The sequence below is a fragment of the Halopelagius fulvigenes genome (assembly GCF_055398025.1).
In genome coordinates this window covers 1,888,124-1,904,079 of sequence record NZ_AP043846.1, presented here as the reverse complement: position 1 = coordinate 1,904,079, position 15,956 = coordinate 1,888,124, and the positions used below count along the sequence as shown (strand labels likewise).

Sequence of the window (15,956 nt, the reverse complement as noted above, 5' to 3'; positions counted from 1 at the left end):
GAAGACGACTCCGCGCATCGCCGACTCCTCCTGACTTCGAAGCGTACCAGACATAACGCTCGGGGAATCAATAGCAGACGATGACCGACGAGGCGACGGCGTTCGTCCCCGGGCACGTGACGGGGTTCTTCAGCGCGCACCCGGACGAGAACCCCGCGATCGCGGGTTCTCGCGGTGCAGGCGTGACGCTCACCGACGGGGTTCGCGTGACGGTTCGGCGGGACGAACGAGGAGACGACGGCGGTACGACAGAGAGCGACCCGAGGACGGGCGAGGCGGCCCGGCGGGTGTCGCCCGCCATCGTGACGTTGAACGGCGAACGCGTCCGGGTGGACCCCGTCGGAGGCGTCCTCGACGCACTCGGTGTGGACGAGGGGCGCGTCAGCGTCGCGGCGGAGACGCCGCTTCCCGTCGGCGCGGGGTTCGGCGTCAGCGGTGCCGTCGCCTTGGGCGTCGCGTTCGGCGCGAACGTCCTGTTCGGGCGCGGGCGGTCCGAGAACGAACTCGTGACCGTCGCCCACCGCGCGGAGGTGGAGGCCGGAACCGGCCTCGGCGACGTGGTGGCGCAGGCTCGCGGGGGACTCCCCATCCGCCTCGACCCCGGCGCGCCGGGGCACGGCGCGTTGGACGGCATCCCCGAACGCCCGCGCGTCGAGTACGTCACCTTCGGCGAACTCTCGACGGCGGCGGTGCTCTCGGGGGACACGACGGCGTTGACCGCCGCGGGGGAGTCCGCGCTGGGGGACCTGCGCGAGGAACCCACCGCGTCGCGGATGGTCGCCCTCTCGCGGCGGTTCGCCCACGAGGCTGGACTGCTCACCGACCGGGTGGCCGACGCCATCGACGACGTTCGGGCGGCGGGCGGTGACGCGTCGATGGCGATGCTCGGCGAGACGGTGTTCGCGTTCGGCACCGGCCTGTCTGACGCCGGGTACGACCCCGCGGTGTGCGACGTCCACACCGCGGGCGCGGGACTCCTGCCCGAGGAGTGAGCGCCCTCGAAGCCGAGTCGCGACGGACCGACCGACGACGACGCATCGTCCCGTTTTTCACCGCTTCGAACCAATCGCCGACAATGAGCGACATCGAGATTCCCGAGAGCCACCCGCGGTACCAGTCGCTTCTGACGCGACACCGCATCGAGGAAGGGGTGGAGAAGGGCATCACGAGCAGGCAGGGCCTCATCGCGGAGGGGCGCGGCGAGGCGTTCGACTACCTCCTCGGGGAGCGAACCCACCCCGCGGCCGACGAGGCGGAACGCGCGGCGGCGGCGCACCTCCTCCTCGCCGAGCGTCCGGTGCTCTCGGTGAACGGCAACGTCGCCGCACTCGTCCCCGGCGAGATGGTCGAACTCGCGGCGGCGGTGGACGCCGACGTGGAGGTGAACCTCTTCAACCGAACGGAGGAACGACTCGAAGCCATCGCGGACCACCTCCGCGACCACGGGGCGGAGGAGGTGAAGGGACTCGCCGCGGACGGCCGGATTCCGGGACTCGACCACGAACGGGCGAAGGTGGACGCGGACGGCATCGGCGCGGCCGACGTGGTTCTGGTCCCCTTGGAGGACGGCGACAGGGCGGAAGCGCTCGGAGCGATGGGCAAGACGGAGATAGTGATCGACCTGAATCCGCTCTCGCGGTCCGCGCGGGCCGCAGCGGTGCCGATAGTGGACAACATCATGCGCGCGGTGCCGAACATCACCGCGCACGCGCGAGACCTGAGCGACGCCTCCCGGGAGGAGTTAGAGCGAATCGTCGCCGAGTTCGACGCCGACGGCGCACTCGCGGCGGCGGAGGAGGCGATTCGGTGCGGTTCGCTCGACGACGCGGAGGCGGACGCCGAGACGGAGGCGGACGCCGAGGCGGCGCGGACGGACAACTGAGGCCGACGCGGTGGTTCGCTACCGGAATCCGCTCACCAATACCGCCGTCCACTGCGCGGCGTCGCGGCGGCGGCGCACCTCGATTCCGTCGACCCACTTTATCCACTGGAAGCCCCGGCGGTCCGGCGCGACCAGACGGAGAGGAAAGCCGTGGCCGTGCGAGAGTCGTTCGCCGCCGACGTGCGTCGCCAGGAGCATCCCCCGGGCCTCCTCGATGGGGAACGACCACCGGTAGCCCGTCACGGAGTGGACCGTCACCCACCGGGCGTCGTCGGCGGGCCCCGCCGCGTCCAGAATCGACCCGAGGCGGACGCCGCGCCAGTCGCGTTCGGCGTACCATCCGCTGGTGCAGTCGAGGAGGACGCGCCGTTCGTCGTCGGGCGCGAGTTCGTCTGCGGAGAGATCCAGCGTCGAATCGGTCAGGCCGCCGACGCGCAGGCGCCACGACTCCTCGTCCACGGGGTCGGGGTCGTCGGCGACCCAACTCGTCACCGGGAACGAGGCGTTCCCCGCTTCCGTCTCGCCCTCGGGTTCGAGTCCGTCCCCCTCAACGGGTTTCGACCCGGTGAAGCGCCGCCGCCGTCCGGGCGTCTCCAACGCGACGGCGAGGAGTTCCTGCGCGCGAAACAGGAGTGCGCCGCCGACGAGAAGCGCGCCGTACCGGAGCGCGGTCCTGCGGCCCTCGAAGTCGGTTCGGCGGGGCGGTCGAAAGCGCGTGACGAGGTGCGCGAGTACGAGAGGCAGGAGGACGAGTCCGAGTCCCACGTGGAGGTTCAGCAGGTTCCAGTACGCGAGGACGCGGGCGTTACCGCCGAGGACCCACCAGACGCCCGTGGCGAGTGCGGCGACGGCGACGGTCGCGGTGAGAACCGAGAGCGCCGTCGCCCGGTCCCACAGGCGAGAGTCGGTGACGCGAGTACGCACCCGGCGGAGTTTGAAGAACAACAGGAAGACGAACGCGACGCCCACGACGGAGTGGACGTAGAACACCGGCCAGTGTTCGGGGCGTCCGGCCCCGAGGCTGAGGACGCCGCTTCCGAACTCGACGAGGACGCACGCCAACAGCGACCAGTCGACCAGTCGCGGCGGCGGTTCGACTCGCGCGAAGAGGCGGCGGACGCTCCTGTCCGTCATACCGCCGTTAGGGGGTCGGAGAGAAAGAAGGCGTCGCCGCGCGGTGCGTCGGGGTCCGGGAAGTACAACGCAACTCGTCTACCAAGACTCGATTCGCGATACTTGATGAGATTGTTCTATCGAAACGCTCAGGACGTGACAGGAACGGTGTGCTGACTACAGAGGGTGCATCCATCGCAGACACCTCGTTTATTCCGTCTCTTCAACTCTGAACTAACCGCTAAGTAGCGCGTGCGAACGGTGCGAATATATAGGAACTCGTCTGATACGACGTATGGTACTAAGCTTGGCTGCGTACGTCTACGCTTCAATTAGAACAGACAACCACGATCTCAACGGTGGCTTCGCATTCATTCTCTTCCTCGCGGATTCGTTTACCGCAGCCGCCTTTGGCCCACCGTTACTTTAGACACAGTGTACTCTACGTCGGTTACGTTCCCGGAAGTTCTATTCGAACTGTATAGCTCCTGTACTCACCGACTCGGCTGGTTCATATCGAGTGCTGACCCGATGACCGACTCGCGCCCTCTATTCAGCACAACTTGGCGGTACTCCCAATCCGCCAGCATGAGGACGGCTACGGGTGTCTCATCCAACCAACCCGCGATTGAATGGACGGATCGCCATCGGTGGGCGCTCACGACCCGGCACACCCATGAGGATGTCCTCACCGACCGTCAGTTCGAATTCTTGCTGGAAGCGTGTTCGACACTTTCAGCGCCACACGATTTCGAAGCGAGATTCATCTGTCTCATCGTAGGGCGACTCGGGCTTCGCGCTGGCGAGATTGCACACTTTCAGACTGCGTGGGTGAACGGGGACCGACGGACGATCCGCATCCCACAACACGAACCGTGCCGGTGCGGATACTGCCGACGACAGGCCCGACAGGAAGCCACCCACAACGACGACCTCTCTGTCGAGGATGCTGTCGCGTCCCGGTGGCATCCGAAGACCGTAGCCTCAGCTCGACTTATCCCATTTGACCTCTCGCTTCGGCTGGAGCTGTGTATCGAGCGTTTTGCTAACCGGTACGATGCGTTTCCCCGCTCGCGGTCAACGATTAACAGACGAGTGCAGGCTGCCGCAAGCGCGGCTGACCTCTCGGGGCGGGTCTATCCACACTGTCTGCGAGCGACCGCTGCCAGCTATCACGCCTACAAAGGCGTCGCCCGGGTGCCGCTCCAAGCTCTGATGGGGTGGGGCGATTTAGCGACTGCACAGAAATACATCCGTATCTCCGGGACAGCGACTGCCGACGCGCTGCGTCGAGTCCACCACCGATAGGGACTCCTCAAACGTCCCTCAGTGACGGCGTGCCGGATACAGAGGATGAGTCCAACAATAGTCAGAGATTGCATCTACTCTGTACCTTCTGGAAACGTCTCATTACTACCGAGTAGGAACTTTGAGGAAGATGACGGGAGAGTAGAGAGTCATGAGTCCAACCGTCCACGAGGTTCGGAACGCAATTCGAGTGGCGACGGGTCGCTTCGAACGGGAGTTCGAGGCGTCGTTCACGAAGGAGGAGCTGCAGGCGATCTGTGAGGCACTCGAAGTCGATGTCGATGAGGCGGGGTGGCCATCGACAACGCGGATGCGCCGACTAATCCGGGCACAGGTCGGCATCGCGGAGTCACTGGAGGCGGCGGACGACTCCACGTTCCGGAAGGGCGAGCTTCAAGCGATTGCTGACGGGGTCGGGGCGTCATCCGAGCCGTAGTCGCCAGTCTCTCGATCAGTTTGCCTGCTGTGAGTCCCGATCCGAAGCTCTCGAGTGAGAGCGCCTTCTCTGCAGCACAGCCACTGAAACCTACTCAAAAGCTGTCAAAAGCGACGTGCTGACTACAGAGGATGGATTGATCAACCTGGCAGCCCGGCCGGTATCAAGCCGAGTAGTTACGACCCCGCCGTCGCGTTCGCCGCCCAGTCCGGTTTCTCAACGTCGGTGCTCCCCACGTCGGACAGGGTGTACGCCTCCGTAATCCTCCGGGTGGAGTAGTCAGTCCAGACGAATTCGTACTCATAGTGGCGGATGACGCCGTTTTCGTCGATCAGGAGTGTCGCTGAGAACTCCTCGTACCACGAACTCGCGTTCTCGCCTCCTGGCAACGAGGCGGACAGCGCGTCGACGCCGGTGGCCTCGTAACGCATCACCGGAACGCCCTGGAACGTCTCGACGCCTTCACGCTCGTAAGTGGCGTCAATCGCAGCAAACGCGTGCTGGCCTCCGCTGTCGTTGTTGAACCATCCACGCCAGAGATACCGCTCGCCCGACTCGTTGAACACCGGGGCGCGGAAAGAACTCACTCCCGACCCGTTCTCCGTCCGGGACAGGGTGTACTCCGCACTTCCGTTCGAGTAGACCGAACGGTTCCCCGAAAAGTAGCCGGTGGTGTGTCCGAGGTACTGTGAGTCGCCGGGCTCAACGAGAAACCGGGCCGTCTCGTTCATGTACGTGAAGTTCCTTTCTGAAGGGTGGAGAACGCGATCCTTCCGGGTTTTCTCGATCAAGAGCGTGAAACTCGTGTTCGCTAGCGCGTCCGCGTGGGTGTCGAACACCGACTGGTCGATGGCCGACGCGTTCGGGAAATCGGCAGGGGACGCATCGGGCGACGCTCCGTTCCCACCCGTGCCTTGAAGTCCAGTACATCCTGCGAGGACCAGGAGGGCGACGACGGCAATCGCTGAGAGCAGGGACGTACGCATAGGCTTACTATTCAATTATCTACAATTAAGGCTGACGGGTAATTCCACCTCTCGGACACAGAGCGATGCCACCCTAACCCCATGTTGTGATTCTCAGGAGAATCAGCCCCGAACCGATTGCAAGATACGCGCACTCTATTCAGCATCGACAGAACAGATTATTCTAGTGTTGATAGGAACGGAGTGACCGATACAGAGGGTACACCTCTCAGGGAGACTTCGTTTATTTCGTCTCACCGGTGCTGAACTAACCGTTAAGTAGGTGTGCGAATGTCTCACCGACACCTACTCAATCGTGAGTGTTGTTCTTGGACCATGCCCTCTGAAAACCCCAGTATTATCGACCGTATTGGTCAAACCCTCGTTGTTGCTATTCTCGTATATCTGACGACATTTATCCTTCTCGTAGGTATTGGCTCCGTCGGGGCGAGTATCAACCCACTATTCGCAATTCTTCTCGGACTCTTTGTCACGTATGTTGGATTCTCCCTCTATTACTATCGGAATCCAAGCGAAGTTGAGTTGTAGACGCTCTGCACAAAGCATTTAGTTAAATAATAGGGCTGTTCACTCATGCCCCTCCGACCATCACGCCGACAGTCCATCCTTCTAATAACCTCCGCCCTTAGCGCAACCGCTGGCTGTCTTGACTCATCTAGCGACACGGAATCCACTAATGAATCACCCACCTCTGCTTCACCTGCTGAGACCCCTCTTGAGACACGTACCGACGTTCAGTTCACACTCTGGAATAGAGATGATGAATTACATACTATCTCGCTAATCGTTACTACTGGCGGAGAACAGGTGGTTGAGCAGTCAAGAGAGCTGAGTTCACATACGAGTGTAGATGTTTTTGAAGCCCTCAAGCAGAACGGAACATATACCGTAACAGCACAAATCGAAACGGGAGCTAAAACTACAGTAAGGGTTGAGGACCTCTGCGCGAAGAATGAATATCTACAGATACAGGTAGAGAATGAAGAAACCGTGACGGTTGTTCGTAAAATGCAGACTGTTGACCCACAACCTACTTGTTAGAGAGTGTGTGCTGAGTAGGAAGTAACCTACCTGTACCGACCGATTCTGACAATCAACGCCACACTGGGTCCCCATGACCGAGACGCGCTATCTATTCAGTACGGCCTCGTCAAGCTATCACTAATCGAGTATCTCTATGAAACGGACGAGACGGGGGATTTGCGCTAAAATATGACCAAAACAACCGCTCCGGGCAGTCGTACCGCGACGAGCGGAGCGAGTCGCGGAATGTTTTCGGTCGAGCTTTTTGCGATGTTCACGAGACGCATGGCGTCTCGTGCGCCAGCGAGAACGCTCGCGTTCTCGCGAGAGCGGTGCGCCCGCGGCGCACCCGAATCTGCAAAAAGCTCGTTAGTCGTCGGCGCGCGCGGCGTCGCCCGTTAGGTCCGAGGGGAGGTTCGCCTCCAGTCGGTCCCTGTCGTGCGGCGCGTCGAAATCTATGTCCGGGCCGACGGGGACGAGTCGCTTCGGGTTCAGGTCGGCGTGACTCTCGTAGTAGTGCCGGACGATGTGGTCGAAGTTGACCGTCTCCGCGACGCCGGGCAGTTGGTACAGTTCCTTCGCGTAGTTCCAGAGGTTCGGGTACTCGTGGATGGGCCGGCGGTTGCACTTGAAGTGGGTGTGGTAGACGTGGTCGAAGCGGACGAGCGTGGCGAACATCGCGACGTCGGCCTCCGTCAACGCGTCGCCGACGAGGTATCGCTGTTCGTTCAGCACCGTCTCCCACCGGTCGAGGGCGTCGAACAGGTCGGAGACGGCCCGGTCGTACGCCTCCTGCGTCTCGGCGAATCCGGCGCGGTAGACGCCGTTGTTGATGGGTTCGTAGATCGCGTCCAAGGCGGTGTCCACCTCGTCGTGGTAGCCCTCGGGCCAGAGGTCAACGTCCCGCGTCGCGTACTCCTCGAACTGCGTGTCGAGCATGCGCATTATCTCCCGGGACTCGTTGTTCACGACGGTCTCTTCCTCTTTGTCCCAGAGGACGGGCACGGTGACGCGCCCGGTGAACTCGGGGTCCGCGCGGGTGTAGATGTCGCGCAGGTACGGTTCGTCGTAGAGGGGGTCGGGGTACTCCTCGGAGAACTCCCAGCCGTCGTCGATGCGGACGGGTTCCACGACGGACAGGGATATCGCGTCCTCCAGTCCTTTGAGGCGGCGCGTCATCGCGGCCCGGTGCGCCCACGGGCACGCGCGCGAGATGTAGAGGTGGTAGCGGCCCGACTCCGCCGGGAACTCGGCGTCCGAGTCCGCCCGAATCCGGTCGCGGAACGACGTCTCCTGGCGGTCGAACTCCCCCTCCTCGTTCGTGGACTCGTAGGCGTCGATTCGCCACTCGCCGTCCACGAGCATGTTCACCGACGACCACCTCCGTGAGTCGGATGTCGCGTCATGGCGCGACGTACGGGCTCGACGGGGTAAACCGTTCGGCGGTCTGGCGGCGGCCGTACAGGGACGGACGAGTTAGAATCTGACACATTCACTGAAACACATCGATTTAGTGACGTTTATGACCGATACTGAAGAACACGCCTATGGAGCATGGTATCAATAGACATAGACACGGAAGACGGGCAACGCGAGATACTCCGACGCATGCTCACCATCAGGGCGTTCGACGACAAGGTGGGCGAACTGTTCGAGGACGGCGAACTGCCGGGGTTCGTCCACCTGTATATCGGCGAGGAAGCCGTCGGCGTCGGGGCGGCGGCGGCGTTAGAGGACAAGGACCTCATTGCCTCAACGCACCGGGGTCACGGCCACTGCATCGCCAAGGGACTCGACCCCGAGGGGATGATGGCCGAGGTACACGGCAAGCAGAAGGGGTACTGCAACGGCAAGGGTGGGTCGATGCACATCGCAGACGTCGACGCCGGGATGCTCGGCGCGAACGGCATCGTCGGCGCGGGGCCGCCGTTGGCGACGGGCGCGGCGCTTTCGGCGCAGATGCGCGACTCCGACCAAGTCGCGCTGGCGTTCTTCGGCGACGGGGCCGTCGCGCAGGGGCAGGTCCACGAGTCCATCAACCTCGCGGCGACGTGGGACCTCCCGGCCGTCTTCCTCGTCGAGAACAACAAGTTCGGCGAGGGGACGCCCGTCGAGAAGCAACACAACATCGAACACCTGAGCGAGACGGCGGAGGCGTACGACATCCCGGGCTTCACCGTGGACGGCATGGACGTCGTCGCGGTGAACGAGGCGGTCAGGGAGGCCCGCGAACGCGCCGCGAACGGCGAGGGGCCGACGTTCATCGAGGCGGACACCTACCGCTTCCGCGGGCACTTCGAGGGGGACCACCAACCCTACCGCGACGAGGATGACATCGGCGAGTGGCGCGAGGGCCGCGACCCGATACAGAACTTCAAGAACCGCCTGTTGGAGGCGGAGACGATAGACCAAGACGAGTTCGAGTCGATGCGCGAGGAGGCGCACGACCGGATAGCGGCGGCCGTCGAGTCCGCACAGGCGGCGGACGACCCGGCCCCGCACGAGGCGTACGAGGACATGTTCTCGATGCACGTACCGGACATCGACCGATTCGCGCGGTCCGCCGCGACCGACGGCGGGCGGAATAACGGAGGAGAGAGCCGATGAGCACCGAATCACGACCCGGCGACAGCATAGACCAGACGGAGACGATGACGATGCGGGAGGCCATCAGGGCGGCCCTCCGCGAGGAGATGCAGGACGACGAGAACGTGTTCATCATGGGCGAGGACGTCGGCGAGTTCGGCGGCGTCTTCAGCGTCACGGACGGCCTCGTGGACGAGTTCGGCGAGAACCGCGTCCGCGACACGCCCATCAGCGAGGCGGGGTTCACGGGCGCGGGCGTCGGCGCCGCCGCGACGGGGATGCGACCCGTCGTCGAGATAATGTTCTCGGACTTCCTCGGCGTCGCCTCCGAGCAGATAATCAACCAGATGGCGAAGATGCGCTACATGTTCGGCGGGAAGACGGAGATGCCCATCACCGTCCGCACCACCGAGGGCGGCGGGATGGGCGCGGCCAGCCAACACTCCGGCACCCTCCACACGTGGTTCGCGCACTTCCCGGGCCTGCTTGCGGTGGCACCGGGAACGCCGCGGGCCGCCAAGGGCTTGCTCAAGTCGGCCGTTCGCTCGGACGACCCGGTGTTCTTCTTCGAGAACAAGATGATATACGAACAGGAGGGCGAGGTGCCGACGGACCCGAACTACACCGTCCCCCTCGGGCAGGCGAGCGTCGAACGCGAGGGCGAGGACGTGACCGTCGTCGCCACCCAGCGCATGGTCGGCGAATCGCTGGACCTCGCCGAGGAGATGGCGGGGCAAGCGAGCATCGAGGTCATCGACCTCCAGTCTCTGTACCCCCTCGACACGGACACGCTGGTCGAGAGCGTCGAGAAGACCGGTCGCCTCGTCGTCGCCGACGAGAGCCCCCTCTCCTACGGCACGCATGCGGAGGTGATGGCCCGCGTGATGGAGGACGGGTTCTACAGTCTCGACGCGCCGCCGATGCGCGTCGGCGTCGCCGACACCCACATCCCGTTCAGTCCGACCTTAGAGCAAGAGGTCATCCCGTCCGCCGAGGACGTGCGAAGCGCGGTGGAGAAACTGGTGTAGAGTGACCGCCCGAGTCGGGCTGGTCGTCAACCCCGCGGCGGGGCGCGACATCCGCCGCCTCACCGGCGGGGCGAGCGTCAGCAACAACTACGCCAAGCGCCGCACCGCCGAGTGCGTCCTCGCCGGCGTCGGCGTCGTCGAGGGCGCGGAGGTGCTCGCGATGCCCGACGCCTCCGGCATCGCGGAGCGCATCCTCGATTCGGCCCCCGACGGCGTCGAGACCGGACTCCTCGACTTCGCACCCGAGGGCGGCCCCCGAGACACGCGCCGCGCGGCCGAACGCCTCCGAGAGGCGGCCGACGCGGTGGTCGTCCTCGGCGGCGACGGGACGAACCGCGACGCGGGGACGAACGTCGGCGACGTGCCCTTAGTGTCCGTCTCGACGGGCACGAACAACGTCGTCCCGACGGCGGTGGACGGCACCGTCGCGGGGATGGCCGCGGCCCTCGTCGCCGACGGCGCGGCGGACGCGGAGGCGGTCAGTTACCGGCACGGAACCGCCGTCGCCGAGGTGGACGGGCGCACCGGTCGAGAGACGGTCACGGGCCTCGCCACCGTCGGCGTCGTGGACGAGGCGTTCGTCGGCACGCGCGCGCTCTTGGACTCGGAGAGTCTCGTCGGCGGCGTCGTCTCCCGCGCCGCCCCCGGCGAGATAGGCATCTCCGGCGCGGCGGGCGCAGTCCACCGCGTCGAACCGGACGACCCCGGCGGCGTCGGAATCCGCTTTGCGCCCGCCGGGGAGGCGTCGCGCCGCGTCCGCGCCGTCACCGTCCCGGGCGTCGTCTCGGAACTCGGCGTCGCGGAGTGCCGCCGCCTCGACACCGAGGAGTCGTTCGCCTTCGAGGCGGAGACGGCCGTCGTCAGCGCCGACGGCGAACGCGAACTGGAGGTCCGCGACGCCGAAATCGCGATTCGCCCGGTGGACGACGGCCCGCGAATCGTGGACGTGGACGCCGCACTCGCCGCCGCCGCGGAGGGGGGGTTCTTCGTCGGGCGGTAGGCCGCCGACGCGTCGTCCGCGCGGACGTTCTCCCCCGCACCCAACACACTATTTCACGAACTACCATTAAGAATCTCGCATGGACTCGGACTCGATACCGAACCTCGACATCGACGTACCGGAGATAAGCCAAGTCGCGTTCGTCGTGGAGGACATCGAAGACGGGATGGACCGCTTCGGCGGCGTCCTCGGCGTCGGCCCGTGGCAGGTGTACCACTTCGAACCGCCGACGCTCCACGACACGACGTTCCGCAGCGAGGAACGGGAGTACTCGATGACGCTCGCCCTCGCGGACGTGGGCGGGACGATGATAGAACTCATCGAACCGTTGGAGGGCGAGAGCCTCTACACCGAACACCTCGAAGAACACGGCGAGGGCCTCCACCACGTCGCCTGCTTCGCGTTCGAGGACCCCGAATCGGTGGTCGAAGCGTTCGAGGACGAGGGGATGCCCGTCGTCCAGAGCGGTGTCTACGACGAGACGCCGTACTGGTACTTCGACACGGAGGAGGAGCTGAACGGCGTCGTCTTCGAGACGGCGGCGAACGTCGAGGCGATGGGAGAACCCGACGAAGAGTACAGGTAAGCTCAGGCGGGAGTCGCGGCGTCCCGCACCTCGACGTCGCGTCGGGCGGCGACGTGACCGCGAATCGTCAGCCTCACCGGCCCGTCCTCGAAGGCGGTGTACGAGGTGTCTATCTCCACGGACGCCGTCGTCTCCTCGCCCGCGGCCACGTCGCGTTCGACCACGCGCGACTCGTCGTCGTCGGCTATCACGTGCGTCGGCCAGTAGACGGCCGCGAGGAACCGACCGTCCGTCTCGGAGACGTTCCGCGCCGTCAGCGAGACGGAGAGGGTCTCCCCCTGCGACACCGACTCGGGGACCCCCAGCGAAACGAGTTCGAACCGGGGCGACGGCGCTTCGAGGCGGTCGGCCATCCGAGTCGGAAGCGACCACTCCGAGTCGTCCGGTTCGAACCGAATCCGGGGGTTCGAGGCCGACAGCGGAGACGGCACCTCGAAGGCGAGGAACGACCGGTCACTGCCGCCGAAGTTCTGCCCCACCGGACTGCCCTCCCGACCCGCGACGGAGCGGTTTATCCCTCCGGCGGTGTCGGAGAGGCCGGGGTTCCACGAATCGGCGTCGGTGCGGAAGGTGAAATCCGACCCCGAGAGGCCGTCGGGCGGTCGGACCGACGCGACGACGTACTGCCGTCCCTCGACGGCGAGGACGCCGCCGGACCCCATCATCGACTCGTACGTCACGGCTTTCCTGACGACGGGGTCCTCCACGACGACGCCCGAGACGGGCGTCGAATCGGTCCTGTCGGGCGTTTTGTCCGTTCCTCCGTCCGTCGATTCGTCGGTTCCGCTCTCCGATTGCAACGACGCGCGCGAGAGACACCCCGCGCTCCCGGAGACGCAGAGTCCGCAGAGGGCGAGCATCCGTCGGCGGTCCATATCCGGCCGTTTCGCACGCCGAGATAAGTACTTTCAGTAGATTCGAAGAGGCGTTTTCCCGTTCCGACCGGCGCGCAGTCGTCGGGAACGGACGTTCTTGTCGCCGCCATCGTCGTCGGAATCGTCGGCGTGGTGAACTACGGGTGCGCGCCGTCAGAAACGGTCTCTAGACGGCCGTCGCCGGGTGATTCGCGGGGCGGTTCATCGCCCCAGTGAACGCCGTCACGCCCGCCGCCAGTCTAGGGAGACGGGCAGGTCCTCGCGGAGGAGTTCGTTGACGTGGCAGGTTCGCTCGCCGTTGCGCACGATGCGCTCTACCGTCTCGTCGTCGGCGTCGGTGTCGAGCACCGCGGTCAGCGATACCGACTCGACGGACCCCTCCGGCGGCGTCGCCTCCGCCTCGACGGTGACGTTCCGCACGTCCGCGTCGCGGATGTCCGCTTGGACGCCGATGCTCGCAGAGAGGCAGGCCGCCAGCGAACTGACGAACAGGTCCACCGGCGTCGGCGCGGTGCCGCCGCCGAACTCCTCTGTCACGTCGAAGTCGTACTCGAACGAACCCGCCTCGACCGTTCCCTTCAGGTCGGGGCCGACGGACGCCGTCGCCGCCGCCTCCGGGAGTTCCGCCGGTTCGGGTTCGGACGCCTCCACGCCGTCTAAGAGGGGCCACGGGTCGTCGAGGTGGTCCGAGAGGGTGGCCATGAAGCGCGCCGCGTCCGCCCCGTCCACGACGCGGTGGTCGAACGACAGGTCGAGGGGGAGCATCCGGCGGGTGGTGAAGTCGTCGGAACCGCCACCGTCGTCCGGGACGACCCGTTCTTCGACGGCGTTGACGCCGAGGATGGCCACCTGCGGCGGGTTGATGACGGGGTCGAACGACTCCACGCCGAGGACGCCGAGGTTCGAGACGGTGAACGTCCCACCCGACAGGTCGTCCATCGAGTAGTCGCCGTCGAGGACGCTCCGGGTCACCTCCCGACGCGTCTCGGCGAGTTCCGACAGGGAGAGCGAATCGACGCCGCGGACGACGGGCGCGAGCAACCCCTCCTCGACGTCCACGGCGACGCAGACGTTCTGGTCCGCGTGGAGGCGGTGGGTGTCGTCTCGGAAGGTGGCGTTGAACCCCGGATGCTCCGCGAGCGTCGCGGACAGTGCCTTCAGGAGGACGTCCGTCAGCGACACGTCCGCGCCGAGTTGCTCCGCCGCGGCGTCCGCCGCCGCGAGGGCCGTCTCCGCGTTCATCGTCCGGTGGACGGTGACGTGGACGGACTCGCGGTAACTCTTCCCGAGTCTGTCGGCGATGGTGCGGCGCATCCCGGACAGTTTCCGCTCCTCGGTCACCGCCGGGCCGGCGGATTCGCCGGCCGCCTCCCCGCCGCCGGATTCGGCCGCCGTCTCCACGTCCTCCTCTGTGATAGCGCCGCCCGGGCCGGACCCCTCGACGCTCCCGAGGCGCACGCCGAGTTCCTCCGCGCGCTTCTTCGCCCGCGGACTGGCTTTCACGTCCTCCTCGTCGCCCGGACCGCCGGATTCGGCCGCCGCCTCCACGTCCTCCTCCGTAATCGCGCCGCCGGGACCCGACCCCTCCACCGTCGAGACGTCCACGCCGAGTTCCTCGGCGCGCTTTCTCGCGCGCGGACTGGCCTTGACGTCCGCCGCGGACCCGGAACCGCCCCCGGAGTCCGCGCCGGCCGCGGTTCCGCCGCCTTCGCTCGTCTCCGCGCCGGATTCCGCCGTCTCCGTTCGCTCCTCCGCGTCGGGCGCGTCCTCGACGGCCCCCGCCTCGAAGTCGGCCATCAGCGAGGAGATGTCCTCGTCCGCGCCGGCGACGATGCCGAGTGCGGCCCCCGGCGGGACGGACTCGCCCGCCTCGACGCCAACGTGCCTGAGAACGCCCGACTCGCGCGCGTCTATCTCCGCCGTCGTCTTCTCGGACTCTATCTCCGCGACGGGGTCGTCCTCCGCCACCTCGTCGCCCTCCTCCGCCAACCACTCGACGACCGTTCCGGAATCCATCTCCAGCCCTAACTTGGGCATCTTGACGACGTACGACATGGCGCGAACTACACCGCAATCCATGTTAAACGATAGCACGCGACGCAAATCGTGAGAGTCGCCGCGAGCGACGAACCCGCACAGTTATAGTAGTGGATGATACTACCTAGTGGTATGTCCGGCAAGATGTCAGACTTCGACGGATTCGCGGACGTGAGCGAGGCGCAGGTGACGCGAGCGATCGCGACCGATTGGACTGAGGAGTTCCTCGACAGGATAGACACGGAGGTAATCGTCGTCGGCGGCGGTCCCTCGGGTCTCGTCGCGGCGAAGGAACTGGCCGAACGCGACGTGGACGTGACCATCGTCGAGAAGAACAACTACCTCGGCGGCGGGTTCTGGCTGGGCGGCTTCCTGATGAACAAGGTGACCGTCCGCGACCCGGCCCAGGAGGTACTCGACGAACTGGGCGTCCCCTACACCGAGAGCGACGAGGCCGAGGACCTGTACGTCGCCGACGGCCCGCACGCCTGTTCCGGCCTGATAAAGGCCGCCTGCGACGCGGGCGCGACGGTCCAGAACATGACGGAGTTCACGGACATCGTCGTCCGCGACGGCCACCGCGTCGGCGGCGTCGTCCTCAACTGGACGCCCGTCCACGCCCTGCCGCGCGAACTGACGTGCGTGGACCCCGTGGCCGTGGAGTCCGACCTCGTTCTGGACGCGACGGGCCACGACGCCGTCGTCATCTCGAAACTCGCCGAACGCGGCGCACTCGACGCGCCCGGCATCGAACACGCCCAAGAGCACAACACCGGGATGGATCAGACCGACGAGGGCGAGTACGGCGCGCCCGGCCACGACTCGCCCGGCCACGACTCCATGTGGGTCGGAAAGAGCGAGGACGAGGTGGTCGAACACACCGGCGTCGTCCACCCCGGCGTCGTCGCCTCCGGGATGGCCGTCGCCACCGCCCACGGCCTCCCGCGGATGGGGCCGACGTTCGGCGCGATGCTCCTCTCGGGCAAGCGCGCGGCGCAGTCCTGCCTCGACGAACTGGGCCGCGACGCCCCCGCCGTGGAGTACGGCGCGACGCCCTCGCCCGCCGACGACTGAACGCCCTGCTCGAAAACGACCG

General features: G+C 65.8%; 15 protein-coding genes. 10 read left to right on the top strand and 5 right to left on the bottom strand.

The features are described 5' to 3' along the window. Positions 1-80 precede the first annotated feature (80 nt). Positions 81-992 (top strand): pantoate kinase, encoded by a 912-nt coding sequence (locus tag ACZ522_RS14540; protein WP_379698131.1) that lies wholly within the window; start codon positions 81-83, stop codon positions 990-992. Positions 993-1,075: 83 nt separating this feature from the next. Further along, positions 1,076-1,882, top strand: a complete 807-nt coding sequence (locus ACZ522_RS14535) for a 4-phosphopantoate--beta-alanine ligase (RefSeq protein ID WP_379698133.1) — start codon at positions 1,076-1,078, stop codon at positions 1,880-1,882. A gap of 18 nt (positions 1,883-1,900) precedes the next feature. Here the strand turns inward: ACZ522_RS14535 and ACZ522_RS14530 are convergent, their stop codons facing one another. Further along, positions 1,901-3,016 (bottom strand): molybdopterin-dependent oxidoreductase, encoded by a 1,116-nt coding sequence (locus ACZ522_RS14530; protein ID WP_379698135.1) that lies wholly within the window; start codon positions 3,014-3,016, stop codon positions 1,901-1,903. 510 nt (positions 3,017-3,526) lie between these two features. On the opposite strand from ACZ522_RS14530, the gene ACZ522_RS14525 reads away from it, so the two are divergent. Beyond that, positions 3,527-4,303, top strand: a complete 777-nt coding sequence (locus ACZ522_RS14525) for a tyrosine-type recombinase/integrase (RefSeq protein ID WP_464391781.1) — start codon at positions 3,527-3,529, stop codon at positions 4,301-4,303. A gap of 151 nt (positions 4,304-4,454) precedes the next feature. Next, positions 4,455-4,739 carry a hypothetical protein gene (locus ACZ522_RS14520; protein WP_379698137.1) on the top strand — a complete coding sequence of 95 codons (285 nt, stop codon included), beginning with the start codon at positions 4,455-4,457 and terminating at the stop codon, positions 4,737-4,739. Positions 4,740-4,915: 176 nt separating this feature from the next. Here the strand turns inward: ACZ522_RS14520 and ACZ522_RS14515 are convergent, their stop codons facing one another. Further along, complete coding sequence (locus ACZ522_RS14515; protein ID WP_379698140.1) at positions 4,916-5,725, bottom strand: DUF7537 family lipoprotein; 810 nt, start codon at positions 5,723-5,725, stop codon at positions 4,916-4,918. Between the two features lie 573 nt (positions 5,726-6,298). On the opposite strand from ACZ522_RS14515, the gene ACZ522_RS14510 reads away from it, so the two are divergent. Continuing rightward, complete coding sequence (locus tag ACZ522_RS14510) at positions 6,299-6,766, top strand: hypothetical protein (protein WP_379698143.1); 468 nt, start codon at positions 6,299-6,301, stop codon at positions 6,764-6,766. 351 nt (positions 6,767-7,117) lie between these two features. Here ACZ522_RS14510 and ACZ522_RS14505 read toward each other — a convergent pair whose 3' ends face one another. Beyond that, a complete protein-coding gene (locus ACZ522_RS14505; RefSeq protein ID WP_379698146.1) occupies positions 7,118-8,119 on the bottom strand; it encodes a glutathione S-transferase family protein in 1,002 nt (333 codons plus the stop codon). Positions 8,120-8,302: 183 nt separating this feature from the next. Here ACZ522_RS14505 and ACZ522_RS14500 point away from each other — a divergent pair, with 183 nt between their 5' ends. From ACZ522_RS14500 to ACZ522_RS14485, 4 genes are all read left to right on the top strand, one after another. Beyond that, positions 8,303-9,355 (top strand): thiamine pyrophosphate-dependent dehydrogenase E1 component subunit alpha, encoded by a 1,053-nt coding sequence (locus ACZ522_RS14500; protein ID WP_379698149.1) that lies wholly within the window; start codon positions 8,303-8,305, stop codon positions 9,353-9,355. After that, positions 9,352-10,362, top strand: coding sequence for an alpha-ketoacid dehydrogenase subunit beta (locus ACZ522_RS14495; protein WP_379698152.1), 1,011 nt, complete (start codon positions 9,352-9,354; stop codon positions 10,360-10,362). The genes ACZ522_RS14500 and ACZ522_RS14495 overlap by 4 nt, the downstream gene beginning before the upstream one ends. Before the next feature lies 1 nt (position 10,363). Beyond that, positions 10,364-11,362, top strand: coding sequence for an NAD(+)/NADH kinase (locus ACZ522_RS14490; protein ID WP_379698155.1), 999 nt, complete (start codon positions 10,364-10,366; stop codon positions 11,360-11,362). Between the two features lie 79 nt (positions 11,363-11,441). Next, on the top strand, positions 11,442-11,948 hold the full coding sequence (locus tag ACZ522_RS14485; RefSeq protein ID WP_379698158.1) for a VOC family protein: 507 nt from the start codon (positions 11,442-11,444) through the stop codon (positions 11,946-11,948). 2 nt (positions 11,949-11,950) lie between these two features. Here ACZ522_RS14485 and ACZ522_RS14480 read toward each other — a convergent pair whose 3' ends face one another. Continuing rightward, positions 11,951-12,823, bottom strand: a complete 873-nt coding sequence (locus ACZ522_RS14480; protein WP_379698160.1) for a hypothetical protein — start codon at positions 12,821-12,823, stop codon at positions 11,951-11,953. Between the two features lie 222 nt (positions 12,824-13,045). Next, complete coding sequence (locus ACZ522_RS14475; RefSeq protein WP_379698163.1) at positions 13,046-14,878, bottom strand: 2-oxo acid dehydrogenase subunit E2; 1,833 nt, start codon at positions 14,876-14,878, stop codon at positions 13,046-13,048. Positions 14,879-15,004: 126 nt separating this feature from the next. Between ACZ522_RS14475 and ACZ522_RS14470 the strand changes: the two genes are divergently transcribed. Then, the gene (locus ACZ522_RS14470) at positions 15,005-15,934 is read left to right on the top strand and encodes a sulfide-dependent adenosine diphosphate thiazole synthase (RefSeq protein ID WP_379698166.1); all 930 of its coding nucleotides are present in this window, start codon (positions 15,005-15,007) and stop codon (positions 15,932-15,934) included. Positions 15,935-15,956: the final 22 nt, after the last annotated feature.

Bases quoted from the DNA above. Each gene is read 5' to 3' on its own strand.
- ACZ522_RS14540 (WP_379698131.1), top strand. From the start codon at position 81: ATGACCGACGAGGCGACGGCGTTCGTCCCCGGGCACGTGACGGGGTTC.
- ACZ522_RS14535 (WP_379698133.1), top strand. From the start codon at position 1,076: ATGAGCGACATCGAGATTCCCGAGAGCCACCCGCGGTACCAGTCGCTT.
- ACZ522_RS14530 (WP_379698135.1), bottom strand. From the start codon at position 3,016: ATGACGGACAGGAGCGTCCGCCGCCTCTTCGCGCGAGTCGAACCGCCG.
- ACZ522_RS14525 (WP_464391781.1), top strand. From the start codon at position 3,527: ATGACCGACTCGCGCCCTCTATTCAGCACAACTTGGCGGTACTCCCAA.
- ACZ522_RS14520 (WP_379698137.1), top strand. From the start codon at position 4,455: ATGAGTCCAACCGTCCACGAGGTTCGGAACGCAATTCGAGTGGCGACG.
- ACZ522_RS14515 (WP_379698140.1), bottom strand. From the start codon at position 5,725: ATGCGTACGTCCCTGCTCTCAGCGATTGCCGTCGTCGCCCTCCTGGTC.
- ACZ522_RS14510 (WP_379698143.1), top strand. From the start codon at position 6,299: ATGCCCCTCCGACCATCACGCCGACAGTCCATCCTTCTAATAACCTCC.
- ACZ522_RS14500 (WP_379698149.1), top strand. From the start codon at position 8,303: ATGGTATCAATAGACATAGACACGGAAGACGGGCAACGCGAGATACTC.
- ACZ522_RS14495 (WP_379698152.1), top strand. From the start codon at position 9,352: ATGAGCACCGAATCACGACCCGGCGACAGCATAGACCAGACGGAGACG.
- ACZ522_RS14485 (WP_379698158.1), top strand. From the start codon at position 11,442: ATGGACTCGGACTCGATACCGAACCTCGACATCGACGTACCGGAGATA.
- ACZ522_RS14480 (WP_379698160.1), bottom strand. From the start codon at position 12,823: ATGGACCGCCGACGGATGCTCGCCCTCTGCGGACTCTGCGTCTCCGGG.
- ACZ522_RS14475 (WP_379698163.1), bottom strand. From the start codon at position 14,878: ATGTCGTACGTCGTCAAGATGCCCAAGTTAGGGCTGGAGATGGATTCC.
- ACZ522_RS14470 (WP_379698166.1), top strand. From the start codon at position 15,005: ATGTCAGACTTCGACGGATTCGCGGACGTGAGCGAGGCGCAGGTGACG.